Origin of the sequence: Prevotella sp. P5-92, from assembly GCF_002251245.1 — a bacterium.
Classification (GTDB): domain Bacteria; phylum Bacteroidota; class Bacteroidia; order Bacteroidales; family Bacteroidaceae; genus Prevotella.
The window spans coordinates 1-26,054 of the sequence record NZ_NPJG01000082.1; the positions used below are offsets into that span (position 1 = coordinate 1).

A 26,054-nucleotide genomic window follows, 5' to 3' on the forward strand; every position below is an offset into this window, starting at 1 on the left:
GGTTTGTTAACATACAGTATTACAGTATTACAGTTTGATTTTAAACCCACAAAATCTCTCTAACTAAGGAAAAATATTTACGTGGTTGGAGAAATATTTCGGGGTAGTTAGAAATAGTATAATACACATAGTGTATTATAAAAAATGTTAAAGAAAAGAAGGAAATTAAGTAAACACTTGCAAAATCGAGAAAAATGTTGTACCTTTGCACTGTGTAAAAGAAAATCGGAAGCGCGCACCGTGATTCGGATACACGAGTGAGACAAATTTTTCTGTGGCGGGCAGTAAGCCTAAGACGGTTCGCCACGCAGTGTGTAACCATTAATAATTCTTAGTTATGGCAATTAGACTTAAGGCAACAGAGCGAATGCTCAAGGTAGGTCCCAACGCGGGCAAGTATGCTTACATCCTCTCAGCGGAGCTTTACTCCGCGCTGGCGGAGAGCAAGGTGATTGAAGAGGCTGCATTGCGCAGCGGCATCTCGAAGGGTGCCATCCAGGCGGCATGGGCGGCATGTGGCGATGTGATAGTGGCGTGGGCCACTGAGGGACACTCGGTGCCCGTCCCGGGTCTCGGCACGATGCGCTTCGGCGTCAACGCCCAGTCGGTGCTCGACGTGAACATGGTGGCAAGTTCGCTCATCACCTCCCGAAAGATTGTGTTCACCCCGTCGGTGGATGTGAAGGCGGCCCTCAAGGCATCGCAGGTCACCATCACCTGCTACGACCGCAACGGCAAGGAGGTGAAGCGTGTGAACTCAAGCGATCCGGGCACGGAGAGTCCTGACGAGAGCGGAAGCGGCGGCGAGAGCGGCGGCGGAAGCGGCGGCAATGAGGACGGCGGCGGCAGCTTGATCTAAGCTGAGGGCAGGGTGCGCAAGCGCCCTTGCCCTAACAAAACCGGAGAGCGTCACGCCGCAAAACCGCGACAAATCGGGGCGCGGTCTTACACGAGGTAAGACCCTACAACGGAGATTAGCGGCGGCAATTATCAATTATCAATAATCAATTATCATTAATCATCATGAGTTCTACATCTAAATCAAGCACTTGGAAGCTGGTATTGCAGCTTATTGTGGCAGCGCTGTCTGCTATTGCTACAACTCTCGGAGTGACGAGTTGTATGGGAGTGAATCAGTACGTGTGACGAGTTGGCAAGTTGAATGTGATGCGATATCGAAACGATTCAACGGAAATGAAAAGGGAGTGGCGCCACGGCGTCGCTCCCTTTTATGATGATGTGTTGCTTTCTCGGCTATTATTTCTGGCCGTATTTCTTTATTATTCCGTATGCTTTGTACAGTCCTCGCTCGCCGGCTTTGCTCAGGTCGGCGACGGCTTTTTCAGTCTCTTTCTTCCTTAGATATACAAGGCCGCGGTTGTAGTATGCTTCGGCGAGGTTGGCGTCGATGGCGATGGCCTTTGTGTAGTCGTCGATGGCGCGGCTGAGGTCGTCGCGTCGCGCGTGGGCGTTGGCGCGGTTGTAGTAGAGACCCGCACCATCGCTGAATGGATGGTGCGGTAGAGAAATTATGGATTTACTTTATTTCCCAGCCTTCGATGAGTCTGTCGCCCTTATAGACTAATACGTGCATAAACCAGGCTTCCCCCCAGACCGCACTCCAAGGTAACTGATGTTCGGTCAGTTCATAATCTTGATATCCGTTGTCCAAATCGATTTCATAGCAAAAATGACAATTTTTTTCGAACAAACGATCCTTGATGCTCCAGCGGTTAATCCATACGTTAGCCGAGCATTTATCGATGTCACATCCGGTTCTTTCCAATAAAAAATCTCGGTAGTAATCCCATCCCCGACCTCCTTTTTCTTCAGGCTTGTTGAATATGTCTTGTATGGCCTTAGCAGTCTGTTCAGAGGGAAGCAGTGAGAAAACCTGTTCCATTATGCCTTCCTTGTCATTTATAAAGAACGAAGAAGTGCAATTGAAACCCACATAATAGGCTAACTCATCATCGGAGGCATGTTTGATGCAGTAGCAATCTACTTCTCCATCCGGCCATGGAAAATGGCCAGTATTATAATTATAAGAATCAACTCTAATAGCCTTTGCCCGTTTCTTTTCACCCATGAAGTGCTTCAGTGTGCTGTTCAGGGGCCATGCGCTGCTCAGCAGGAAGTTGAGTTGCGTAATGCCTTGTGGCTGTACGGCGGCATCGAAGGTTACCTTGGCTACCTGCCCTCCGGCGTTGTCGGTGGCGGTGAAGTAGGCGTTGCCTAATGTGTTGCCCTTCTCGTCTGTCAGTGTCCAGGTCAGGTTGTCTCCCGTGGTGATGACCTGCTTGGCATCGGGCATCCAGCGCAGGAAGGTGGCTTTGGCATCGTACAGGTCATTCACGCGCACGCTCAGCACGTCGGGACGTGCCGCATCGAGTGCCTGCCCCAACAGGGGTTGCTGCTTCCCGCTCTCGTCGGTAATGAAGAGGGCCTCTTGCAGGGCTTGGAGGTCGGATGCCTTTTCCGGTTCGGGCATGGGCGATGCGGTCTTCACCTGACCTGAGGCATCCACTATGTAGATGCTCTCTGCGCTGTCGAGCAGCTTCTGCAACGAGCGCAGGCTCTTTTCTATCTGGTCAGCCGGTACACCGCTCAACTTTTTGTCCAGACTGAAGCTGTTGGCCACGACTTGCCCCTTTGCGTTGGTCAGCGATACCTTGACCGAGAGGGTGAGGTCGTAGCTCGCCTTCTGCGTGTCGGGCTCTTCCTTTGGGGCAAGGTTGAAAATGGCACCCAGCGTGCAGGGGGCTTTCCCCGTTATCTTGCTGCCGATGCCGTTGCTCACTATGAGTTCCGGCTCGGGCATCTCCTCCTGGCCCTCATAGAGCGTGTAGGCTATGTTGGCCACGTTGAGCAGGTCATCGCTAGCTTCGATTTCCCAGTTCAGCGTCAGTTCGTTGGTTTGGTTGTCATTCTCATCGTCATCGCTGCACGAGGGCAGTGCGATGCAAATCATGAGGGCCAGCAGGCCCATAGCAAGTTGTCTGCAAGTTTTCATATATGTTTCATGTTACCCGTTGGCGGAATTAAATCAGTGCGTACTTAATCCTGCCTATGGGTTTGTTGTTAATGTAATTGATGTATTGTAGGGCGGTCATCGCACTGACTTTACCCACTCTTCGGGCAAAAAGACCGCAGGTTTTCTTTGGCGGGACAGGGGACAGGTCATGAAGTGAACCTGTCCCCGATGATTCTCTCAGATATGCCGCTTTTGCAGAGCTAATAGTTCCGTGGCTGACCTCCCATTTTATTAGGTGAACAGTGGACAGGCACCCTTCAAACCAAGCAAAAAAGTTGTTAAAGAATAAAAAGTTGCCGAAAAGTTTGACAGTTTCATTTATATTCCTTACCTTTGCACCGGCATTTGCAAGTCGCTCAACTCGCTTGGGCTTCTGAGCCAATAGAGTTTGGCTCCGCATTTGTCTCTATTTATAGGAGAGCGTCTTCATGCGCTTTGTTTCTGACTTCTCGAAATCAGGTAAACCAGAACCTCGAGAAGTGGAACGGGCAAGTGTCAGGTTCCACGCTTCTTTCATTAATAGGTTCACCTTATCCATATTATAACAACCTGCCGACTCCGAGAACCTATAGGCAACAGCGAATCAAGAAACAAAAAAAAATGGAAAAGAAAGAAAAGAAAATCTATCAATCTCCTACTATGACGGTTTATGAAATCAGCAGGACACAGATTTTGGTGGGAAGTCCTAATGGAGAAACAGAAAGAATCGAAGAATATGTGTTTGAGTATTAATATTGAAAATTTAAGGATTAAGATGAAAAAGATATTCAATACATTACCGTTGGCATTAATTGTGATGTCAATATATTCTTGTACTTCCGATGACGAAACAGTACAAGACGCAAATGACAATTCTTCCGTAGTTACTACATTTACTTGTACGCAAGAAAATGATGGAACTACTACTAAGGCGGCATTGGACTCGGATTGCAAAACGATTTTATGGAAGACTGGAGATGCTATAAGCATATTTGATGGCAATAAAGCGAATAATGAGTATATATTAGATTCAGAAAGCGATGGAAAGTCAACAGGCACTTTTTCTGGAACAGGAGCAGTGACAGGTCCATACGTTGCTGTTTATCCATATACAGCAGGAGCTACACTTAGCGATGATAGAAAATCTGTCAGCAATATAGTGCTCCCTGATGAGCAAGAAGCCGTAGCTGGTGGTTTTGACCCAAAGGCAGCTCTTATGATTGCGAAAAGCGAAACAACGACTTTGACGTTTAAGAATGCCGTTGGCTTCATTAAGGTAACTCCACAGTTCGATTGCAAAAAGATTATTCTACGTGCAGCCAACAAGACCAAACCTCTTGCAGGTAAGGGAACAATAAAGTTTGATGATTCTGGCAATCCTTATATTGATTTCACCGGTTCTAAAGAACTGTCTTATTCCATAACTCTTTCTGGCACAATCACAAGTGGAAATGCTTATTACATAGCAGTTCCTGCAGTAACATTATCTGCATATTGGACACTGACATTTGTTACTGAGAACAAAAATTATATGCGTCAAGTAACAAAACCTATTACGTTTGTTCGTAGCCAAGCATTGAATCTTGGAACTTTTGCTACAGATGGAGATTATTGGGTTGGTTCAAATGGTATCGTTAGTGCAGTCAATCAGGTTGATTTGGGATTGACAATCGAACAAGGTGGTAAAACATATAAAGTATATTTTGCCAAATCCAACCTGACAACCACAGGTCTTGCAGAAAATGAATATGATTATGGTGATTACTTTGCTTGGGGAGCTATTAAGCCTTGGTATTCTTCAATAGATAAATCGAAATCTCCTTGGACAGCCACATGGGAAAAAACAGGTGGATACATTCAAGCCAATGCCCCATATTACAATAATGGCTCTTATACCAAATACACCACCGATGGAGAAATCCTTAAAGCATCTGACGATGCCGCAAACGTTATTCTCGGTGGTGACTGGTGGATACCAACCCAAGCGATATGGCAGGCTTTAGTGGATAATTCTACAAAAGGTTTGGATAGTGGATTTAAATTTACAAATAATGGTCAAACTCTCTTCTTGCCTGAAGCTGGCTACGTCAATGGGACTTTGTTCAACGCTAACTCTGACGGCTACTACTGGTCAGGCACAGCCAACCCGAGCACGGACGCATATTACCTGCAATTATACAGCAGCGGCTATGTCAGTGCGCAGCAGGTCTGGGATCGCTACTGCGGGTACTCGGTGCGCCCGGTGCGCTTGGTTGAGTTATCTGCTGCTACTACAGAGGGATATAATGTAGAAGAAGATTTTAAATGGTAATTATTAAATTAAAAGAACAATGAAGAAATATATTCTACCTTTTATGTCCATTGCAATGCTGATGGCAATGGCAAGTTGCTCATCGTCAGACGATGCAGTGGAAGAAATAAAAGAAGAAAGTAAGTTGGTTCCAATGACTTTCACTGCCACACAAGAAAGTAACGCGGAAACTCGTACGGCTCTCAGTACAGGTAATAGTGTCATTTGGAAGACAGGTGATATGATTAGTGTATTTGACGGAAATGGTGAAAAAGTCAACCATCAATTTTCATTAACAGGCGATGCTTCATTAGGTAACTTTTCTGGCATAGCTTCGTCAGAAGCAACATCTTTCACTGCTGTTTATCCATATACAGAAGGAGCTACACTTGGAGAAGATGGTAGTGTAAGTGGTATAACTCTTCCTGCAGAACAAACTGCTTACAAGGATAGCTTTGATCCAAAGGCAGCATTGATGATGGCATATACGGAGGATAAGAGTCAGTTAAATTTCAAGAATGTCGTTAGTCTTGTTAAGGTAACGACAGATTTTGCTTGCAGGAAGATTGGACTGAGTGCATATGAAGATATTGCTGGAACAGGAACTCTATCTTATAACAATGGTGAACCTTCAATCGCTTTTGACTCAAACCAATCCAAGATCGTTACTTTGATACCTGCAGATGGCGAGAGTGTAATTGCTGCTGGCACTTATTACATAGCAATTCGTCCTCACACCTCGATTCGTTTCAGTATTGTTTTTATAAATTCAGATTATAGTAAGTTCTATACACGAACAAGCACCCAAGTAAATACATTTAGTCGTAGTAGGATAAAGAACTTAGGCATATTTAGTGAATATGATAATTCATGGTCTGAGATCGAAACTGTCCAATAAAATCCATTAACAATTCTCTGAAACACGCATAAATACTAATGTTTTGAGCAAAAAAACCACTCCCTACTTTTGAAATGAGTATCTTTGCACCAAACTTACAGTTTGAAAGCAAAATACTCATGAACAAAGGTAGATATATTTTCTCGCAATTGTGTGATTTCCTCCCTACTGACCACTTCAAGTGGCTTGTCAAGAAATACGATGGCAATAAATACGGATCATGGGGACAGGTTCCTTGGTTCGTTTCCACTTAGAAAACGGATTACTTATACATAGTGGATTCATCGACAATGCGTGTTTATCAATTCCTCCCTTTTGTCTAATTCACGTTGCATGACTTCAAGCCTTGCCCCTACCCTTTCTTCCCATTCTCTTTTACGTTGCTTTGCTCTGCGAAGAATAGAAAGGAAATTTTCATTGCCTATAGTCTTGTTTTCCATTATTCTATATTTTTAAATGATTTCGACTGCAAAGATATACAAAAAATCCCGAACTGCCCAAGGAATTCGGGAGTTTTTTTGTTATGTGTATGATTGCTATATGCGGGGGCGGTCTTACACGAGGTAAGACCCTACAAGAGGACTCATGATTATTGTTTCTTCTCCATCATCCACCTTGTTTTGCAATGAGACATACGGGCGATGTCTATTTTTATTTGTGGCAAAGATAAGGGTTTATTTGCAAACTGCCAAACAAATCGCACGTTTTTTTGAAAGAATGAGAGAATTGGGCTAACGAAAGAAAAATATTCGAGTTTCTTTCTTTTCTCTCACTCAGTTATTATGTTAATATTTGACACAACAGAATTAAACCATTACTTTTTCTACGATGAAGGTGAGCGAAGTGAGGTCGTGGAAGGCGAGCGTCACTTGTCGTAGCTGTTCATTGCAAAGATGATGTGGGTGAGCTCTTCGGTAGTGAGGGTCTGGTTGCAGGGAATGGAGACTTCCTCACGGTGGATCTGCTCGGTGATGGGGAGATGGAGCGCAGCCCAGGCCTGGTAGCATGCCTGCTGATGGGGCGGAATGGGATAATGGCGCATGGTGCCGATGCCATGATCTTGAAGATGGCGCTGGAGCGTGTCGGGCGACTTTACCAGAACGGGGAAGATATGGAACACATTGTCGTGGCAGTATTCTGCCGACGGCATGGTGATGAGTGGGTTGCTTACCTCCCCTATAAGACGTTGGGCTGCATTGCGGCGAAGGGCATTGTCGGCATCGAGGTATTTCAGCTTCACGCTCAGCACAGCCGCTTGAATCTCGTCGAGACGCGAATTTCTGCCGCAATAGTCGAAGACGTATTTGCGCGACGAGCCGTAGTTGGCTATCGTACGGAAAAGCGTTGCAAGTGTCTCGTCGTCGGTGGTGATGGCTCCTCCATCGCCGAGGGCTCCGAGGTTCTTGCCTGGATAGAAACTGTGGCATACTACTGATGGCGATGGTAGTGCGGCCGAGTGAAGGGTGCCGTGTGGCAGACTGAGTCCGTGGCCTTGGGCATTGTCGATGACGAGTTGAAGGTTGTATTTAGTGCATAGTCGGATAATAGTGTCGGTCAATGCGTTACGACCATAGAGATTTACTACGAGGATAGCACGAGTGCGAGGGGTGATGGCCTGTTCTATCAGGCGGTCGTCTATCTGGAATGTGTTGAGACGAGGCTCTACCAATACGGGTGTGAGTCGGTTTTCGGTGACAGAGAGTATAGAGGCTATGTAGGTGTTGGCTGGCACAATAACCTCGTCGCCCTCCCCCATCCTACCAAGGGTGATCAGGGTGCGAAACGTGAGTGTGAGGGCATCGAGTCCGTTGGCGCAGCCCACGCAGTGTTGTGCTCCGCAATACTTGGCATATTCCGCTTCAAACGTGCCGACAGCCTCTCCCTGGAGATACCATCCGCTGTTCACCACGTGGTTCACGGCTTGTTGTATCTCGTGGGCATGCATCGCCGTGACGCGTTTCAGTTCGAGATAATTTATTTTCATGCTGAAGCTGTATTTGAAAAAGAATAAGGATAGAGATTGCTCTTTTATAGACATACGCAGCACCTACTACAGTTCGAAATGGAACTTCGGCGACGGACGGCAACCTACGCTTTCCTTAAAGTCGATGAGTCCGTAGTTGGGTATGCCGTCGGTGGTGGATGGTCCAATGTCGAGTATTTTTAACGAGGTGTGGCTATAGTACTCAAAGAGGCGGTATGCCAAGAGATTCATAGGACGGAGGCTGGCACTGTCGTTGATATTTCCCCAATAGATGAGTTGGTAGATGTCTGGCTCTACGTGAAAAACCATTGCCGACGCCACGTCGCGACCACTGTGAGAGAGTAAGAAAAAGTCAGACTCGACGAGAGCTGTAGTCTTTTTGATTTCCTCCCAAGACATTCTCAGCAGGTAGCCTTTTTCTTCGCGGTTTCGCCTAATGACTTCGTAGGCTCGTTGCTTTGCGAGTGGTGTCTCCGCCTTGGAAAATACAAAGTCTTCCCGCAGCGAATGGCGTAGCTTCTGCTTGGCCTTGACGCCAATGACGCGGTCGTAAAAGTCGAAGTCGGAGAGCTGGAAGTGATAGCTGAGGTCTGCTGGAAGTATGTGTCCTGAACGCTGGAATGCCGAGAGCTGCATTGAAATGAAAGTCTCGTCATAGACGGAAGGCGGCAGAGCTATCTCCACCTTCTTGCCTATTCGTCGGGCATAGTCGCCAAGTAGTTCAATGGCGTTGTCGATGTGTTGCAATCGCTGTGTGTGGTGCTGGCAGAATCCTCCATAGGGAGCGGAGAAAGGCGAGTGTAAGGCACTGTCAGTCTCACCAAGGATGATGCCGAGACGGGTTCGAGAATCGCTGAAGACAAGGTAGTGTATATCGTTGACTTTATGGCGGTTGAGTTCGGCGAAGGAAGCCGTGAGAAAGATGTTTCGCGGCTGTATCGTTTGTTCGTAATAAGTGGCAGATACTCTTTCTATCTTCATCATGCGTTCAGCCTTTTACATACTTCACAAATTCGTCGTAGTCATACCAATAGTCGGCCTCGTCGAAGAGTTCGGAGGCGAGCACAAGACATACCGAACCAGAGGAGAAGTCTTCAAGTGTGCGCCAGATGCCAGTGGGCACGAGCAGTCCTTCCCAGGGATGATTGAGATGAAAGTCCTGTTTGTGCCCTCTGCCATCGTCGAGCGAGACCGTGAATGAGCCACTGACGGCGATGATAAACTCCACGCACTCCTTGTGAGCATGTCCGCCGCGTCTTTCTCCAGCCGGCACATCGTAAGTCCAATATACCCGTTTCACCTCGAAAGGCACGTTTTTCATCTGCTCCGCCACCGTCAGGTTGCCCCTCGGGTCATATATCTTCGGCAGTTCAATTATTTCTCCCAACATAATTATTATCTATTAAGCCAAATAGCCAAAAACTTGTCATATACCTCATACGCTCCATTTTCAGATGTCACCAACTCTTTGTCCAACAATCCCCTAATAGCCGACTGAACACTGCTTGAGGATGAAAGACTATGCTTGCGCACAAAAGCCGTGGATGTTATGGAGGAGGCCTTCCCCTCAGCACAGATTGCCATCAGAAGAGCTTTCTGCCTGGAGGGAATCTGATAGAGCAAAGCCTCGTATGCCATTTGGTTCTCGTCCAATATATCCTCTATCGCTTTGGGGATGTAGTGAGTGTCACACGTCTCGCTTGTTGGAGTTAGCATATATAGCTTGTTCATCACACGCTGTAGATACCAAGTGACACCTTCAAACATGTCATATACCTCATCCACTACATCCGGCGACAAACCTTTCCCACCTTTCTCAAAATGACTTACGGCAAAAGCACGGTATTTTTCAATGTCGAGTTTGGGCACGCTCATTATCGTTGTTGACTGATAAAACGGACGACTGTGCTTGCTGAACATCTCAACAATCATTGTGCGCTTTGAACCTGCAAAGATAAATTGGGCATTATGGCAATGCTGAACGTATGTGCGCAACAAGGCCTCAGCCTTGACGTCAGGATACTCTGATATTGTCTGAAATTCATCTATCGCCACTATACAGGGCTTGTCGGCATTTTCAATATATCGGAATATCTCATCGAGGGAATTTTGGGGGCTCTGTATCTCTCCTACACCTATACTCCAAGAAGGATTTCCCAAGTTGTCGAATGACATCGTAGGTCTCAGGGATTGTACTATTGATGAGAATGATTGAAGAGCCTTTTCGCTACGGCTCTTCAATGTTGACAAGATTGACTTTGCCATTTGGGCAACCATTTCCTCAATAGTCTTTGTGGCATAGATGTCAATGAGAAAAGTATAATAGTTTTCCTCCACCTCTTTCTGATGAAAAAGATGTTCTATAAGCCCCGTCTTCCCCACTCTTCTGGGCGAGACAAGGGTTACGTTGACTCCATTGGATATATGTTCCAGCAACTTCTGGACCTCGTGTTCGCGGTCGCAGAAATACTCCTTGCCTATGTACCCATTTAGGACAAATGGATTTCTCAACATACCTTGACTCTTGTTTGTTTTTCGTATTATTACTTTATAATAATCGTATTATAATAATCAGAATACGGAATAGGGATCGGTGCCGAGGATGGTAGTGGCAGCAGCCTTCGCCTTCTCACGGAGAGCATCGGTGCTCTCATTTACTTCGCCGTAACACAGTACTACGCCCATGCGGCGACCAACGTGAGCCTCTGGCTTGCCGAAGATACGTATGCGTGTGCGGTCTTGTTTTAGCGCATCGACAAGGTTGTATGGCAGCGGGTCGGTTGACTCTACGGGAGAGAGTACGACGGCCGATGCTCCAGCATGCTCGAGGTGTATGCCGGCGATGGGCAGACCCATCACAGCACGGAAGTGCAGCTCAAACTCAGAGAGGTTGGTGGTGTGGCCGAGTGTGACCATGCCAGTGTCGTGAGGACGTGGCGACAGCTCGCTGAAAATAACCTCGCCCTGCTTGGTGAGGAAGAACTCTACGCCCCAGATGCCAGCACCGGTGAGGGCGCGTGTCACCTCGTCGGCCATGTGTTGTGCCTGACGTAGTGCCTCGTCGGAAATGGCATATGGCTGCCATGACTCGCGGTAGTCGCCTTTTTTCTGCACGTGGCCTATTGGCGGACAGAAGAGTGTGGGACCGTCTTTCTGTGTGACGGTGAGGAGTGTGAACTCAGAATCGAAGTCGATGAATTCCTCGATGATCACCTCTTTCACATCACCACGGCTACCTTCCATGGCGTCGGTGAAGGCTTTCTCCAGTTCGTCGTCGTTATGGACATAGCTCTGTCCGTGGCCTGACGACGACATAAGAGGCTTTACCACACAGGGGAAACCAATTTCGTCAGCTGCCTTCTTAAACTCGTCGAAGGTCTTTGCGTAGAAATACTTGGCTGTGCGCAGTCCTAACTCGCGCGAGGCAAGGTCGCGTATGGCGCGGCGGTTCATGGTGAAGTTTACCGCCCTCGCACTTGGCACCACCTGGATGCCCTGACGTTCGAAGTCGAACAGTCGTTCGGTGCGTATGGCTTCTATCTCGGGTACGATGATGTCTGGCTGGTGTTTCTTTACCACTTTGTCGAGCGCATCACCGTCGAGCATAGAAAAAACTTCACGTTCGTCTGCCACCTGCATTGCCGGTGCGTTGTCATAACGGTCGCAGGCAATTACGTATTGTCCTGCTCTCTTTGCTGCAATAACAAATTCCTTGCCCAGTTCGCCTGAGCCCAAAAGCAATATCTTTTTCATTAATAATTGATTTCCTTGTTATCTGTTGTCGTACATCTTCTCGTAATACTTCTGATAGTCGCCTGAGGTGACATTGTCGAGCCACTCCTGATTCTCGAGATACCACTTCACGGTCTTCTCGATGCCCTCCTCAAATTGGAGGCTGGGCTCCCATCCGAGTTCGCGCTGCAGCTTGGTAGAGTCGATGGCATAGCGTGCGTCATGGCCAAGACGGTCGGTGACGTATGTGATAAGATCCATATCCTCGCCTTCCTTGCGGCCAAGCAGACGGTCAACGGTGTTGATAACGACCTTGATGATGTCGATGTTCTTCCACTCGTTGAATCCACCTATATTATATGTCTCAGCTATCTTTCCCTCGTGGAAGATGACGTCGATGGCACGGGCGTGGTCTTCGACGAAGAGCCAGTCGCGCACGTTCTCGCCCTTGCCATATACCGGCAGTGGTTTGCGGTGGCGGATATTGTTGATAAACAACGGGATGAGCTTCTCGGGGAACTGATACGGACCATAGTTGTTCGAGCAGTTAGTGACGATGGTCGGCATACCGTAGGTGTCATGGAAGGCGCGAACGAAATGGTCTGAGCCAGCCTTCGATGCCGAGTATGGAGAATGAGGATTATACTTGGTGGTCTCCAGGAAGAAGTCCTCGCCGTAAGCTTCATGATGCTGTGACGACGATGCCTTAGTGGTGAAGGGCGGTTCGATACCCTCGGGATGAGTCATCGACAGGGCTCCATACACCTCGTCGGTAGAGATATGATAGAAGCGCTTGCCCTCATATTTCTCTGGCAGCGACTCCCAATAGAGCTTTGCTGCCTGCAGCAGTGAGAGCGTTCCCATCACGTTGGTGCGTGCGAAAGTAAATGGGTCTTTGATTGAGCGATCGACATGGCTTTCGGCAGCGAGATGGATGATACCGTCAATCTGCTCGTCCTGCATCAGCTGGTAGAAAGCGTCGAAGTCGCAGATGTCCATCTTGACAAACTTGTAGTTTGGTTTGTCCTCGATGTCCTTGAGGTTGGCAAGATTGCCTGCATAAGTCAACTTGTCGAGGTTGATGATGCGATACTCGGGATATTTGTTTACAAACAAGCGAACGACGTGCGAGCCGATGAAGCCAGCACCGCCAGTAATTACTATATTCTTCATAACTATATGTTTTCTTTTGTTTTCTTATTTTTCGAGTAATGCCGACGTGCGCACTCGGCTGAGAGTCTCCGGGGTCATCTGCAGGAGGTTGGCGATATATACCAATGGAGCACGCAGAACAAGCTGCGGCTGAAGTTTTACCAGTTTGGCATAGCGGTCTTGTGCCGACTCGAATCGCAGCATGTCGGCATGGATTTGGCTATCGATGAGCGACTCTTCGAGAATCTTTCTGTAGAGAATTTGTATGTTGACGCTTTTCATTGCCACTTGTTCGAGCAATACGCGTGGAATGGCATAAACCAAAGAGGGTTCGATTGCCATTATCTGTAGCCTTGTTGGTTCTTCTTTGAACAAACTCTCGATACACATGACGATATTGTTTTCTACAGCCATGTGTTCTGTAAGTTCCTTACCGTTTTTGTAGTAGAATTGTCTGAGCAGTCCCTTAGCTATCCAATAAATGTTTTCGCACACCTCTCCTTCTACCAAGATTTTCTCGTTCTTGGCGAATTTCATAGGTCGTAATATACTTTCAAGCACGTCGAGCTCGTCGTGAGTCATTGTGCTGTATCGTCTTGCCAATTCTCTTGCCACATCTCTTGTGGTGAACAATAAGTTTGCCATAGGTTTTATTTCCTCCTCAAATTTAGGTAAATAATATATATAATGTTGATAATAATTCTCTTGTGACAGATAGAGAGCAGACTTAGTCGAGCTTGAGTACGGCGAGGAAGGCCTTTTGCGGCACTTCTACATTGCCAATCTGCTTCATTCTCTTCTTGCCTTTCTTTTGTTTTTCAAGTTGCTTGCGCTTACGGCTGACATCACCGCCATAGCATTTCGCCGTCACGTCTTTTCTCACGCATTTGATGGTCTCGCGTGCTATGATTTTCGCTCCGATAGCAGCTTGGATGGCGATGTCGAACTGCTGACGCGGGATGAGTTCCTTGAGTTTCTCGCACATGCGCCTACCGAAGGTGACTGCATTGTCTTGGTGTGTCAGTGTGGAGAGAGCATCCACGGGTTCGCCGTTGAGCAGGATGTCGAGCTTTGCCAGTTTTGAAGGGCGGAAGCAATCGACGTGGTAGTCGAACGAGGCGTATCCTTTGGATATGCTTTTCAGTTTGTCGTAGAAGTCGATGACTATCTCACCGAGAGGCAGCATAAAGTGTAGTTCCACGCGGTTGCCACTGACATACTGCTGGTCGATAAGTTCTCCGCGCTTGTCAAGACATAGCGTCATGATAGGACCGATATAGTCGGTTGCGGTGATTATTGTTGCTCTGATATAAGGTTCCTCGATATGGTCTATCATGGTCTGTTCGGGCAGTCCTGATGGGTTGTGTACCTCCTTGACGTTGCCCTGTTTGTCGTAGCACATGTATGACACGTTAGGTACGGTGGTGATGACATCCATATTAAACTCACGGTCGAGTCGTTCCTGTACGATCTCCATGTGCAGAAGTCCGAGGAAACCGCAACGGAAGCCGAACCCGAGAGCTATCGACGACTCTGGCTGGAACGTGAGAGAGGCGTCGTTGAGCTGTAGTTTCTCGAGCGAGGCGCGCAGGTTCTCGTATTCAGACGGGTCGATAGGATATACACCGGCAAATACCATTGGCTTTACCTCTTGGAAGCCCGATATGGCCTTGTCGCACGGACGAGCCACGTGTGTGATGGTGTCGCCCACCTTCACCTCCTTACTGTCCTTGATGCCGCTGATGATATATCCCACGTTGCCGGTAGATAGTTCTTTTCTTGGCAGCATGTCCATCTTCAGCACGCCCACCTCATCGGCCACGTATTCCATGCCGGTATTGAAGAATTTCACCTTGTCGCCTTGTCGTATGGTTCCGTTCTCGATTTTGAAGTATGCGATGATGCCTCTGAAGGAGTTGAACACCGAGTCGAAGATGAGAGCCTGCAGCGGTTTGTCCTTGTCGCCTTCGGGATGTGGTATTCGGTTGACGACGGCGTTGAGTATCTCCTCTACTCCTTCACCGGTCTTTCCGCTTGCCTTGATTATCTCGCTTCGGTCGCATCCTATGAGGTCGATGATTTCGTCTTCCACCTCGTCGGGCATGGCGCTGGGCATGTCGATCTTGTTTATGACGGGGATAATCTCCAGATTATGGTCGATTGCCATGTAGAGGTTGGAGATGGTCTGTGCTTGTACGCCTTGTGTGGCATCCACCACGAGCAGTGCTCCCTCGCAGGCGGCAATACTTCTTGACACCTCGTATGAGAAATCCACATGCCCCGGGGTGTCTATAAGGTTGAGTGTATATTTTGTACCATTATGCAGGTATTCCATTTGTATGGCATGGCTCTTGATTGTGATGCCTCTCTCTTTTTCGAGGTCCATATCGTCAAGCATCTGTCCTTCGGTTACTTTTATCGTGTTGGTATGTTCCAACAGACGGTCGGCCAAGGTCGATTTGCCATGGTCTATATGGGCTATGATGCAAAAGTTTCTTGTATTCTCCATTTGTTGTAGCTTTTGAAGTGCAAAATTACTGAAATTTATTCATTCTACAAAATTTTTTATTGACTAATTCGGTAGTTGGTGTTAAAATGGACCATTTTGGGCGGTTAAAAATATTTAAATAGGTGTTTTTTTGTATATGAATGCTTGATTTCTGTCAATAATCTGCTTCCTTCCTATTTCATATTTGAAAAAAAGAGAGTAATTTTGCAGTCGGAAATAAACAAAAACAAATATCAAAGAAGGATGAAAAAAACATTATCATGCATGATGGCTGCAATGCTGATTGCCGTGTCATGTCAAGAGTCGCTTGAAGACCGTTGTGCGCGTGAGGCGAAGGAATATAACGACAAGAAGTGTCCGGCGAAGGTACTCGATGGTGTGACCATAGACAGTCTCGTCTTTGACCGTTCCACCCATACGCTCAATTATTACTATACGTTTAGCGGTATGTCTGACAATAAGGAGATGATGTCAAAAATCAATCCGAGGAAAATTCTTGTCGATGAGTTGCGTAACTCCACAAAGGTGCAGGCATACAAGGAAGCCGGCTATAACTTCCATTATATCTACTTCTCTGCTTCTACAAGGGAGAAACTTGCAGATATATTGGTGACTGAGAAAGATTACAAATAGGAGTTAAGGATTCTCTTCCTTAACTCCTATTACTATACTTATTCAGCTGGTTTCATATTAGTGTAAACGCTCTGCACGTCGTCGTCATCCTCGAGCAGGTCAACCATCTTCTCGATAGTCTCGCGTTGCTCTTGGGTCACTTCCTTCAGATCGTTAGGTATGCGTGTGAACTCGGCGCCAGTCACTTCGAAGCCATTGCCTTCGAGATATTTCTGAATCTCGCTGAAGCTTGTAGGTTCGCCGTAGATGGTGATCTCGCCGCTCTCCTCGTCGGTATCATACTCGTCGTCAACACCGAGGTCGATGAGTTCGAGTATCAGTTCGTCCATGTCGAGGTCGTCCTTCTTCTTAAATGTGAACACACACTTGTGGTCGAAAAGGAAAGAGAGCGAGCCCTGTGTACCCATGTTGCCTGAGAACTTGTTGAAGACTGCACGCACGTTAGCCACGGTGCGTGTGCCGTTATCGGTGGCTGCATCCACGAAGATTGCCACTCCGTGAGGTCCGTAGCCCTCGTATGTCACTTCTTTGTAGTCTTTCTGGTCCTTGCCCATGGCGTTCTTTATGGCACGCTCAACGTTGGCATTAGGCATGTTTTCGCGCTTAGCTGTCTGTATGACAGCGCGCAGGTGTGGGTTGGTGTCGGGGTCAGGTCCTCCAGCTTTCACTGCTATGGCAATCTGTTTGCCGATTTTGGTAAACGTACGGGCCATGTGTCCCCATCTCTTCAGCTTTGCTGCTTTACGATATTCAAATGCTCTTCCCATTGGATTAATATTTTTTTGTTTATAACTTTCTTATTCTCTATGACATTATCTCAGTTCTGCACCGAGCTTATTCTTTAGATTTGTGGTGAGTTTACTCATGATAGCTTCTATCTGCTTGTCGTTGAGCGTCTTTGTCTCGTCTTGTAGTATGAAGTTGACTGCATAGCTCTTCTTGCCTTCAGGCAGGTTTTTACCTTCATAGACGTCAAACAGTTCCACGCTCTTGAGAAGTTTTTTCTCTGTTTGTCGTGCTATCTGTTCGATATCGGCAAATTCCACCTTCTCATCTACGAGCAGTGCGAGGTCGCGGCTAACGGCAGGGTATTTGCTGATTTCAGAATACAGCACCTCGTTTTTGCGTACCGCCTTCATCAGCAGTGTCCAGTTGAGTTCGGCATAATATACGGGGCGGTCGATGTCAGCAGCCTTCAGCACCTTCTTTGAGAGGATACCCATTTCGATAAGTTTCTTTCCTCCGCGGTTTTCGATGGTGAGTCCGGCAGCGAAGACGTCGTTGTCGCTCTTCATGCGTACTGTAGCGGCAGGGTTGAGACCAATACGGCTGAGAATGTTCTCAACGTAAGCCATTAGCTCATAGAAGGAGCTGTCCTCGTCGGCATGTGCCCAAGAGCCTTCCACGCGTTTTCCGGTAAGCCAGAGAGCAAGATGGTTCTGCTCAAGGTATGCGTCCATTGGGTTCTCGTCGTTCTGTCGTTCGGGGGCAAAGTGATATACGTTGCCGAATTCGAAGAAGCGGAGATTGCCATTCTTTCGCTTAGCGTTATGCTCGATGCTTTCAAGACCTCCAAAGAGGAGTGTCTGTCGCATGACGCTAAGGTCGGAGCTAAGCGGGTTCATGATCTTCACTGAGTTGTCGGCAGGCCAGGCGTTATGATTGTCATAGTAGGCGCCGCGTGTCAGCGAGTTGTTGAGAATCTCGTTGAATCCGCTTCCAACGAGTTGTTCGCTTACGATGTTGGTCATCTTGTGTTTCTTGTCCTCCTCGCCCTTTATGACGAGACAGCTCTTCAGCTGAGTAGGTATCTCCACATTATTATATCCATAGATGCGCAGGATATCTTCCACCACGTCGCATGGACGGGTCACGTCAACTCGATATGCCGGCACATCGATATTGATGCCTTTGTCGTCTTCGGCCGTGATCTTCATCTCGAGCGACTCGCAGATACTCTTGATAGTCTCTGGCTCGATAGTCTTGCCGACGAGAGTGTGTACATAGTCGTAGTCGAGACGTACCTTTGCGTCTTCTATGGGGTTAGGATAAACGTCGCAAATCTCCATGGCGACCTTACCGCCAGCCAGTTGTTTGCAGAGGATGGCTGCCTGTTTGAGGGCATAGATGGTAGCGTTTGGATCTACTCCACGCTCGAAACGGAATGAGGAGTCGGTGCTGAGGCCATGTCGGCGTGCACTCTTTCTAATCCATGTGGGATGGAAATAGGCGCTCTCCAAGACCACATCGCGTGTGGTGTCGTATGTGCCGCTACCTTTGCCACCAAAGATGCCGGCGATGCACATCGGTTCTTCAGCGTTGCAGATGCTCAGGTCATGCTCGCCAAGGGTGTGTTCCACGCCATCGAGGGTTACAAACTTTGTTCCCTCAGGCTGGGTACGCACCACGATCTTCTTGCCAGTCACCATGTCGGCGTCAAAGCAGTGCATGGGTTGGCCGTAAGCCATCATTATGTAATTGGTGATATCTACGATGTTGTTGATGGGACGGAGACCGATGACGCGCAGTTTGTTTTGCAGCCATTCAGGACTCTCCTTAACCTCGCAGTCCTTGATGCTTACGCAGGCATAACGCTTACAAGCATCGGTGTTCTGTATCTCTACCTCTATGGGCAGGTCGTTACACTCAACGGCAAACTCGCTACAGTCGGGGCGATGCAGGGTTGTCTCATAGCCATTGCTCTTCTGCCACGCGTAAAGGTCGCGTGCGACACCCCAGTGTGAAAGAGCGTCAGAGCGGTTGGCTGTGATGTCAACTTCAATGAGCCAGTCGCTTTCGAGATTATAATATTCGGCAGCAGGCATGCCTACTTGGGCATCGTCTGGCAGCACGATGATTCCATCATGGCTGGTACCCACGCCTATTTCGTCTTCGGCACAGATCATACCGCAGCTCTCCACTCCACGAAGTTTAGATTTTTTGATAACAAATTCTTTGTCGCCATCGTAGAGAACGCAACCCAAGTCAGCGACAATCACTTTCTGTCCTGCTGCAACGTTAGGTGCACCGCATACGATTTGTGAAGGATTTTCATGTCCTAAATCCACAGTGGTGACATGCAAGTGGTCGGAGTTTGGGTGTACGTCGCAAGTGAGAACCTTTCCGACGTATAATCCCTTGAGACCGCCTTTAATACTTTGCACTTCCTCGAGTGCATCCACTTCGAGTCCTGTTGATGTCAGAGCATCACACACTTCTTGTGGTGAAAGGTTGAAGTCAACGTATTCTTTCAACCATTTGTATGAAATATTCATTATATATTATATTTATGTCTTCAATTTTCGGCGCAAAATTAATAATTTTTCGTCATTTATGCAAATTTTTTGCCCCTTATCTTTTAGTTATTTGGAAGTTTCGTTCTCCCATTGTTCCCATTCTTTCATAGCTTCCTTCCAGTCGGTTGCGCCGTTTTCGAGCGCTTCTTTTTCCTTTTCGGCTTCGTCACGTGCCTTGTCGCGTGCTCTTTTTTCCTTCATTGCTGCTATTGTGGCATCGTCGAGAATCTGTATGGCACCTCTGTTAATAGCCTCCATGAGTTCGGTGTCGCCGAAAGCCTTTCCCTGGACGTTGAAGTCAGAGATGTTGAATTCGAAGTTGACTCTTAGTTGATGTCTTATCTGTTTCTGTTGGAAGCGAGTGCCAGCATTTTTTTTTCTTAGCAACATCGCTATAATGTCTATCTCATGTCGTGAGAACTTGTTTCTTCCCATTATACTTTATGTTTTGGAGTTAATGATGATTATTATTACAGGATTTTCCTGATTCCCCGTGATTATTCACAAGAATCCGTCAGTCGAGCAGTTGTTGTGGGGAGGAGATTAGAGTTGTGGCCCCTTGGGCTTTGAGGAATTCGCGGTCGCGGAATCCCCATAATACACTTACGCACGGTATTCCGGCGTTGCGTGCTGTTGCAATATCCACATCGCTGTCGCCAATATATACCGCCCCAGCTTTGTCAGTGCCGAGTTGGCGTAACGCCTCGAAGACAGTATCGGGTGCAGGTTTTTTCATAATGCCTTCACGCTCACCTATTGCCACCTCTACCGTGTCGGGGAAGAAGTGGTGGCAGAGCTGTTGAGTGGCAGAGTAGAACTTGTTGCTTACTACGGCAATGCGTTTCCCTCTTCTCCTCAGTTCTCGTAACATGTCTTCGACGTGTGGGTAAGGTCTGGTATTGTCGAGCGAATGTAATGAATAGTGCTGGCGGAAGGTGGCAAGAGTGTCTTCAAAGAGAGGATTGTTCTCCCCGTCGGGAACAGCTCTTTCCATGAGTTTTCTTACTCCATTGCCAACAAAACGGCGAATGTCGTCGGTAGAATGCCTGGGCATACCATGGGCGGCCAGTGCATAGTTTGTGCTTGCGGCAAGGTCGTCGAGAGTGGCGAGAAGAGTGCCGTCAAGATCGAATATGTATGTGTCGTATTGAGTCATCGTCTGCTTCTTGTTATCATTGTCTTTATCTTACTGTTATATCGTGTTTGTTCCATTAGTTGTTCAATGGAGAGGTGCATGCGGTATTTCCAGCGGTTATAGCTGTCTCCAGGAGTGTTGATTCGTTCACCGCGGATGTTTTTTGCCCTTAGTTCGCCATCTATGGCGAGCCAGTCTTGCAGCGACAAGATACACATCATCGACGGAGAATAGAGATGTCGCGCAACGATTTCCTCGGCCAGAACGGTAGTGAGTTGTTCAGGAGCGCGTCCCTCCTTCTGCATCATGTCTGAATAATAGTGTTGCGCTTTCTGTTGGTTGTCTTGCCACCATAGGCGCATTGGAGCCATATCGTGTGTGGAAATCGTCGTTACGCTAAGGTAAGGGTTTGCCTCAAGGTGGGCGAATTCTGTATCATCGTTTTTCGGCATGGTCTGTATCTCCAGTGTTGGTATTCGCAGTTGTTCGAGCACATTGCCCACGCATGAAGGGTTGTGTCCGAGGTCTTCTGCACACGCAAGGATGTCGCAACCGTTGAATATCATCGAAAGCCTTCTGCGTCCTACGAGTTCCCAAAGAGCCTTGTGTCGTTCGAAATAGTAGTTGTTATATAGTCTCATGAAGGCATCACGGTCTTCGCCGCTGAGCATTTGGTATGCCGTGGTTGAAAAAGCGTTGACACGTGGGTGGAACATCATATCGTTGTATCTGTCTGGTACGAAGAGCACGTTAGCTGCAAGTCGGCAAAGTCCGTCACGTATCCAGATGCTATTTTCGTCGCCTCTTCCTCCGAAGAGCTCGTGAATCTTCTTCTGCGACGAGCATTCAGGCTTAAGAGCGTAAAGGTCATAGTCTTTACGGACGAGGAATTTCTCCCTGACATAGTTAGCATGAATGCCGAAGATGCGGTTTATTATCGCGTCGTTGATGATGGGATTAGTATAGCTGTCGCGATGGAATGACAGACCGTAATAGCCCATCTCGTTTTCGTTCATAGGTAATGAAGGCGCGAAGTGGCCCTTCAGTCCGTCAGTGTTCTCATCAGGAATCTCCCATATACGGAAAAATCCCAGTACATGGTCGATACGTAAGGCACCGAAGTACTGCCGTGCCACCTTTAGCCGCTGGTGCCACCACTTATAGTGTTCGGCTTCGATAGCGTCCCAGTTGTATGTTGGGAATCCCCAGTTCTGTCCTGTCCGGTTGATATTGTCGGGCATAGTTCCTGCATGGAAGTCTTTGTTGAACAGAGAAGGGTTAGCCCACATCTCGGCACTGTCGCGGCTTACGCCTACGGGCATGTCGCCCATGATGGTGATGCCGATGCTTGCAGCATATTCGGCTGCATTTTTCAGTTGGGTGTGCAGAAGATATTGGCAGTAGCTGACGAGGCGTCCCTCGTCGGTTTCGAAGATTGCCTTTGCCTTTTTCCTGTCATAGTCTGTATCGTCGTTCCAGTCGCTGAAGCGGGCGGTGTTGTAGCGGTCGCGTAGAATGGTGAATGCTACATACGGTATGAGCCAATGGCTGTTTTCATCTTCGAAGTGTCTGAACATCTCGTCTTTCTCTATCTCGTTTTTGTTTTGATAGAAGAAAGTCTTAAGATACTCATGTTTCACCTTTTCCACTGCTTCATAGTCGGTGTGGTCGAGCGAGTTTAGTTCAGTGCGCCTGCGGTTGTAGTCGGTCATGTCTGTAGCATCAGCGAGTTTTCCTACTTGTTCGAGGTCGAGGTATTGTGGATGTAAGGCGTTGACGCTTATGATGTTGTAAGGATAAGAATCCTGCCAGTTGTGTTGCATGGTCGTGTCGTTGACAGGCAGTATTTGCATTACCTTCATTCCGGTTATGGCCATCCAGTCGGCAAAGCGTTTGATGTCGCCGAAGTCGCCCACTCCGCATGAGTGTTCGCTACGCAATGAGAATACGGGGATTGCGACTCCAGCCACCCTCCATGTGTCTTCGGCGATGCGCAGGGTCCCATTGTCGAGCACCTGTACCTCCCCGTCGCGCATTTTCTCAACGCCGACATGCCGGTTGTCGCCTCCCTCCCATTCTACCAGATTGTGAGTCTTTTCGTCGATGACCACATATTTGTATTCCACCTCAGGCAATAAGGCATCGGCGTTGACTGAAAGAGTCCAGACCGTACGGCCGCAGTATATCATCTTGAGGTATCGTGACTGGCTCCAACCTCCCAGCGAAGGATGGCTGCCGCAGATAGCCATTGCCTGTCCAGGCTTTAGCTGTGGGGCTGAGATTTTGAATATGAGCGTTTTTCGGTATATAGGCAACTTCTCAGGCCGTAACATTCCTCCTGCCACCGTCACCTTATCAGATGTTGTGATTACCGCCTTAGTGTAGAGGTGTGCGGTGAGAGGAATGTCTTTCCATGAGTCGTTGAGCAGGTAGTCGTGTGCATTGTCACAAGGAAGAGCACGTGTCACCATGGTCCACTCACGTCGTAGTATGGTGTTGTCGGTGCTTCTTACTTGGTACTCATAGTCAAACGAGGAGAACACTTTATGTCTTGACTCGATTACAGCCATTTCAGTCGTCCAGTGTTCACCATCATCGGTGACAAGCATTTGGGAGTATGTTTTCCTTACACCGTCAGAAGTGGTTATTCTTGCTTCCACCCATATGCTCTCTCCCCATTTGGTGCAGTATTGAATATTAAATCTGAGTTTCATCGTCTAAAATTTTGACCCAAAGGTACAATAATTTGCGGAGAAGACAAAATATTTTAGTTTTTTTTTTGTTGTTTCGCTAATAAATACTACCTTTGCAAAACAAAGAACCACTTATATGGTGAAAAATACAAGAAAAATAGAAGAAAGTATAAGACAATAATATGATAATACAATTTACCCCACAGGTATCAGAAATCCTTGCCTACGGAAAGGAAGAGGCGCAAAGACTCAGCACCCCATATGTAGGCCCGGAACATTTGTTGCTTGGCATTCTTAGACAGAATGGACAGGAGGTGTCGAGCGTATTCAGGAAGCTGAACATTGATGCTCAGAAGATAAAGAGAGACATCGAAGAACAGCTGGTACACGACGTGCGGCCAGAGGTGGAACAAGGGGAGAAAATGAATCTCTCTAACTCAGCAAATAATATTCTTAAGCTTGCCGTGCTTGAGGCAAGGATGCAACGCACAACCAAGGCCGACGTGAAGCACGTACTGCTCGGCATACTCCACGACAAGGGAGAAAACAAAGCCAGGAAAGTGCTCGAGAATAACAATATTGACTATGACATGCTAAGGAACGCCCTGCTGAATGACGGTAACAAACCTTTGGCAAGCGTTGGCATACCCGAAGAAGATTTTGACGACGATACGGAGGCTCGTGGGGGAAGAGAACCTCAGCGTGCCACCGAAACACAGGCTAAGAAACAGTCAAAGACACCGTTGCTCGACAACTTCGGCATCGACCTTACCGACGCTGCCGCTAAGGGAATGCTTGACCCCGTGGTGGGACGTGAGAACGAGATAACACGCGTAACGGAGATACTTGCAAGGAGAAAGAAGAACAATCCGGTGCTCATTGGAGAGCCCGGCGTTGGAAAAAGCGCGATTGTGGAAGGACTGGCTCAGATGATAGCCAGTCATCGTACTTCACCTATTTTATATAATAAGAGGGTGATAAATCTCGACCTCACTGGACTTGTGGCTGGAACGAAATACCGCGGGCAGTTTGAGGAACGCATGAAAGCCTTGATGCGTGAGATAGAATCCAACAAGGACATCATCGTATTCATAGACGAGATACACACTCTTATCGGTGCCGGTTCTACACCAGGCAGCATGGATGCCGCAAATATCCTCAAGCCCTCGTTGGCAAGAGGAAAGATGCAGTGCATAGGTGCCACCACACTCGACGAGTACCGAAAGAGCATTGAGAAGGACGGAGCGTTGGAAAGACGATTTCAGAAAGTCATCGTAGAGCCGACCACTCGCGAACAGACGCTCGAGATACTCGGGAATATACGCGACAGGTATGAAGACCACCACTCGGTGTCGTACACCGACGAAGCGATCAAGGCCTGCGTGGAGCTTACCGAAAGATACGTCACCGACCGTCATTTCCCCGACAAGGCAATAGACGCACTTGACGAGACGGGTGCACACATCCACGTGAGCCGCATTGCCATGTCGCCTGAGGTGATAGAGACTCAGAAGAATATCGATATCCTGATAAAGAAGAAGCAGGATGCCGTCAACTCGCAGGACTACGAACTGGCCGCCTCTTACCGCGACAGACAAGTGGCTGAAGAGCAAAAGCTTGAAGAGTTGAAGGCAAATGCCAATGATATAGGAAACAGTTCAAGAGTAATAGTAAACGAGGATGACGTAGCTGATGTGGTGTCACGTATCACTGGCATTCCTGTACAGAGAATGTGTGAGTCGGAAAACCAAAGGCTCAGGAACATGCCCTCATTCCTTAAACAGCAAGTGGTGGCTCAGGACGCTGCCATAGACAAGATGGTGAAGGCCATACAACGCAACCGTATAGGACTACGCGACCCTAACCGCCCCATTGGCGTGTTTATGTTCCTCGGTCCAACAGGAGTGGGAAAGACATATCTTGCCAAGCAACTGGCAGAATACATGTTTGGATCAAAAGATTCTCTCATACGTATCGACATGAGCGAATTTGGCGAGAGTTTTAATGTTTCGAGACTCGTCGGCGCCCCTCCAGGATATGTGGGCTTTGACGAGGGCGGACAACTGACGGAAAAAGTACGCCGTCGTCCCTACTCCATCGTTCTGCTCGACGAGATAGAGAAGGCGCATGCCAATGTGTTTAACATGTTGCTGCAAGTGCTCGACGAAGGACGACTTACTGACGGGACGGGCAGGCTTGTTGACTTCCGCAACACGGTAATCATCATGACCAGCAATGCCGGCACTCGTCAGCTTAAGGAGTTCCAGCACGGAGTGGGATTCAACGCTGCAGGGATGATAGGCGGAACAGCCGTTGACGACAAGGGCAAGGAGTATGCTCGCGGCATCATACAAAAGGCCCTCAGCAAGCAGTTTGCCCCCGAGTTCTTGAACCGTCTCGACGAGATTGTCACTTTCGACCAATTAGACCAGAATGCCATCCGCCAAATCGTGGAGATAGAGATAAAGCCATTGGTGAAGCGTGTGGAAGAGATGGGCTATCTAATAGAGATAACCGGAAAAGCGAAAGACCTCCTCGCGAAGAAAGGATACGACATACAGTTTGGAGCACGCCCGCTGAAACGTGCGCTTCAGAACTATGTGGAAGACTGCTTGTGTGAGATGATAATCTCCGACAAATTGAAGAAAGGAGACTCTATCACTATCGACAAGGCAGACAATGAAGACAAACTCACATTTAACGTAAATCATTAATAACA

24 protein-coding genes and 1 pseudogene are annotated in these 26,054 nt (G+C 47.8%); 8 read left to right on the plus strand and 17 right to left on the minus strand.

Annotated elements, in window-relative coordinates; genetic code table 11:
• The first annotated feature begins 337 nt into the window (after positions 1–337).
• Complete coding sequence (locus tag CIK99_RS08400) at positions 338–859, plus strand: DNA-binding protein (protein WP_094381082.1); 522 nt, start codon at positions 338–340, stop codon at positions 857–859.
• Between the two features lie 164 nt (positions 860–1,023).
• Entirely contained in the window at positions 1,024–1,146 is a 123-nt protein-coding gene (locus tag CIK99_RS15365; RefSeq protein WP_158215874.1) for a smalltalk protein, read from the plus strand.
• 111 nt (positions 1,147–1,257) lie between these two features.
• On the opposite strand, the gene CIK99_RS08405 is transcribed toward CIK99_RS15365, so the two are convergent.
• The 3 genes and pseudogenes from CIK99_RS08405 to CIK99_RS14940 form a co-directional block, all read right to left on the minus strand.
• Positions 1,258–1,533, minus strand: coding sequence for a tetratricopeptide repeat protein (locus CIK99_RS08405; RefSeq protein WP_094381193.1), 276 nt, complete (start codon positions 1,531–1,533; stop codon positions 1,258–1,260).
• A 4-nt stretch (positions 1,534–1,537) separates the two neighbouring features.
• The gene (locus CIK99_RS08410) at positions 1,538–3,013 is read right to left on the minus strand and encodes a PDC sensor domain-containing protein (RefSeq protein WP_144007942.1); all 1,476 of its coding nucleotides are present in this window, start codon (positions 3,011–3,013) and stop codon (positions 1,538–1,540) included.
• Positions 3,014–3,041: 28 nt separating this feature from the next.
• Positions 3,042–3,161, minus strand: a pseudogene (locus tag CIK99_RS14940) (IS982 family transposase); the annotation flags it as partial.
• A 473-nt stretch (positions 3,162–3,634) separates the two neighbouring features.
• Between CIK99_RS14940 and CIK99_RS15900 the strand changes: the two are divergent.
• The 4 genes from CIK99_RS15900 (at position 3,635) to CIK99_RS14945 (ending at position 6,455) form a co-directional block, all read left to right on the plus strand.
• Positions 3,635–3,766, plus strand: a complete 132-nt coding sequence (locus tag CIK99_RS15900) for a hypothetical protein (protein ID WP_256387394.1) — start codon at positions 3,635–3,637, stop codon at positions 3,764–3,766.
• Between the two features lie 22 nt (positions 3,767–3,788).
• On the plus strand, positions 3,789–5,324 hold the full coding sequence (locus CIK99_RS08420; RefSeq protein WP_144007943.1) for a hypothetical protein: 1,536 nt from the start codon (positions 3,789–3,791) through the stop codon (positions 5,322–5,324).
• Positions 5,325–5,343: 19 nt separating this feature from the next.
• The gene (locus CIK99_RS08425; protein WP_094381086.1) at positions 5,344–6,201 is read left to right on the plus strand and encodes a fimbrillin family protein; all 858 of its coding nucleotides are present in this window, start codon (positions 5,344–5,346) and stop codon (positions 6,199–6,201) included.
• A 119-nt stretch (positions 6,202–6,320) separates the two neighbouring features.
• Entirely contained in the window at positions 6,321–6,455 is a 135-nt protein-coding gene (locus CIK99_RS14945; RefSeq protein WP_254047761.1) for a DUF4372 domain-containing protein, read from the plus strand.
• A gap of 27 nt (positions 6,456–6,482) precedes the next feature.
• On the opposite strand, the gene CIK99_RS15370 is transcribed toward CIK99_RS14945, so the two are convergent.
• The 9 genes from CIK99_RS15370 to lepA form a co-directional block, all read right to left on the minus strand.
• Positions 6,483–6,641, minus strand: coding sequence for a hypothetical protein (locus tag CIK99_RS15370; RefSeq protein ID WP_158215943.1), 159 nt, complete (start codon positions 6,639–6,641; stop codon positions 6,483–6,485).
• 425 nt (positions 6,642–7,066) lie between these two features.
• Positions 7,067–8,185, minus strand: coding sequence for a DegT/DnrJ/EryC1/StrS aminotransferase family protein (locus CIK99_RS08435; protein WP_094381088.1), 1,119 nt, complete (start codon positions 8,183–8,185; stop codon positions 7,067–7,069).
• Positions 8,186–8,251: 66 nt separating this feature from the next.
• Complete coding sequence (locus CIK99_RS08440; RefSeq protein WP_094381089.1) at positions 8,252–9,169, minus strand: hypothetical protein; 918 nt, start codon at positions 9,167–9,169, stop codon at positions 8,252–8,254.
• Between the two features lie 4 nt (positions 9,170–9,173).
• Positions 9,174–9,575 carry an FdtA/QdtA family cupin domain-containing protein gene (locus CIK99_RS08445; protein WP_173805337.1) on the minus strand — a complete coding sequence of 134 codons (402 nt, stop codon included), beginning with the start codon at positions 9,573–9,575 and terminating at the stop codon, positions 9,174–9,176.
• 5 nt (positions 9,576–9,580) lie between these two features.
• Positions 9,581–10,699, minus strand: coding sequence for an ATP-binding protein (locus CIK99_RS08450; protein WP_094381091.1), 1,119 nt, complete (start codon positions 10,697–10,699; stop codon positions 9,581–9,583).
• A 57-nt stretch (positions 10,700–10,756) separates the two neighbouring features.
• Complete coding sequence (purT, locus tag CIK99_RS08455) at positions 10,757–11,938, minus strand: formate-dependent phosphoribosylglycinamide formyltransferase (RefSeq protein ID WP_094381092.1); 1,182 nt, start codon at positions 11,936–11,938, stop codon at positions 10,757–10,759.
• Positions 11,939–11,956: 18 nt separating this feature from the next.
• Complete coding sequence (locus CIK99_RS08460) at positions 11,957–13,090, minus strand: dTDP-glucose 4,6-dehydratase (RefSeq protein ID WP_094381093.1); 1,134 nt, start codon at positions 13,088–13,090, stop codon at positions 11,957–11,959.
• Positions 13,091–13,114: 24 nt separating this feature from the next.
• A complete protein-coding gene (locus tag CIK99_RS08465; RefSeq protein ID WP_094381094.1) occupies positions 13,115–13,714 on the minus strand; it encodes a Crp/Fnr family transcriptional regulator in 600 nt (199 codons plus the stop codon).
• A gap of 82 nt (positions 13,715–13,796) precedes the next feature.
• Positions 13,797–15,578, minus strand: a complete 1,782-nt coding sequence (gene lepA / locus CIK99_RS08470) for a translation elongation factor 4 (RefSeq protein ID WP_094381095.1) — start codon at positions 15,576–15,578, stop codon at positions 13,797–13,799.
• A gap of 243 nt (positions 15,579–15,821) precedes the next feature.
• Here lepA and CIK99_RS08475 point away from each other — a divergent pair, with 243 nt between their 5' ends.
• On the plus strand, positions 15,822–16,211 hold the full coding sequence (locus CIK99_RS08475; RefSeq protein ID WP_144007944.1) for a hypothetical protein: 390 nt from the start codon (positions 15,822–15,824) through the stop codon (positions 16,209–16,211).
• A gap of 38 nt (positions 16,212–16,249) precedes the next feature.
• On the opposite strand, the gene CIK99_RS08480 is transcribed toward CIK99_RS08475, so the two are convergent.
• The 5 genes from CIK99_RS08480 to CIK99_RS08500 form a co-directional block, all read right to left on the minus strand.
• On the minus strand, positions 16,250–16,978 hold the full coding sequence (locus tag CIK99_RS08480; protein WP_094381097.1) for a YebC/PmpR family DNA-binding transcriptional regulator: 729 nt from the start codon (positions 16,976–16,978) through the stop codon (positions 16,250–16,252).
• A 45-nt stretch (positions 16,979–17,023) separates the two neighbouring features.
• Positions 17,024–19,486, minus strand: coding sequence for a phenylalanine--tRNA ligase subunit beta (gene pheT, locus CIK99_RS08485; RefSeq protein WP_094381098.1), 2,463 nt, complete (start codon positions 19,484–19,486; stop codon positions 17,024–17,026).
• A gap of 87 nt (positions 19,487–19,573) precedes the next feature.
• Positions 19,574–19,942, minus strand: a complete 369-nt coding sequence (locus CIK99_RS08490) for a hypothetical protein (protein WP_094381099.1) — start codon at positions 19,940–19,942, stop codon at positions 19,574–19,576.
• 79 nt (positions 19,943–20,021) lie between these two features.
• Positions 20,022–20,663, minus strand: coding sequence for an HAD family hydrolase (locus CIK99_RS08495; RefSeq protein ID WP_094381100.1), 642 nt, complete (start codon positions 20,661–20,663; stop codon positions 20,022–20,024).
• Positions 20,660–23,356 (minus strand): 4-alpha-glucanotransferase, encoded by a 2,697-nt coding sequence (locus tag CIK99_RS08500; protein ID WP_094381101.1) that lies wholly within the window; start codon positions 23,354–23,356, stop codon positions 20,660–20,662. The genes CIK99_RS08495 and CIK99_RS08500 overlap by 4 nt, the downstream gene beginning before the upstream one ends.
• A 161-nt stretch (positions 23,357–23,517) precedes the next feature.
• On the opposite strand from CIK99_RS08500, the gene CIK99_RS08505 reads away from it, so the two are divergent.
• Positions 23,518–26,049: an ATP-dependent Clp protease ATP-binding subunit gene (locus tag CIK99_RS08505; protein WP_094381102.1), complete on the plus strand. Its 2,532-nt coding sequence runs from the start codon at positions 23,518–23,520 to the stop codon at positions 26,047–26,049.
• Positions 26,050–26,054: the final 5 nt, after the last annotated feature.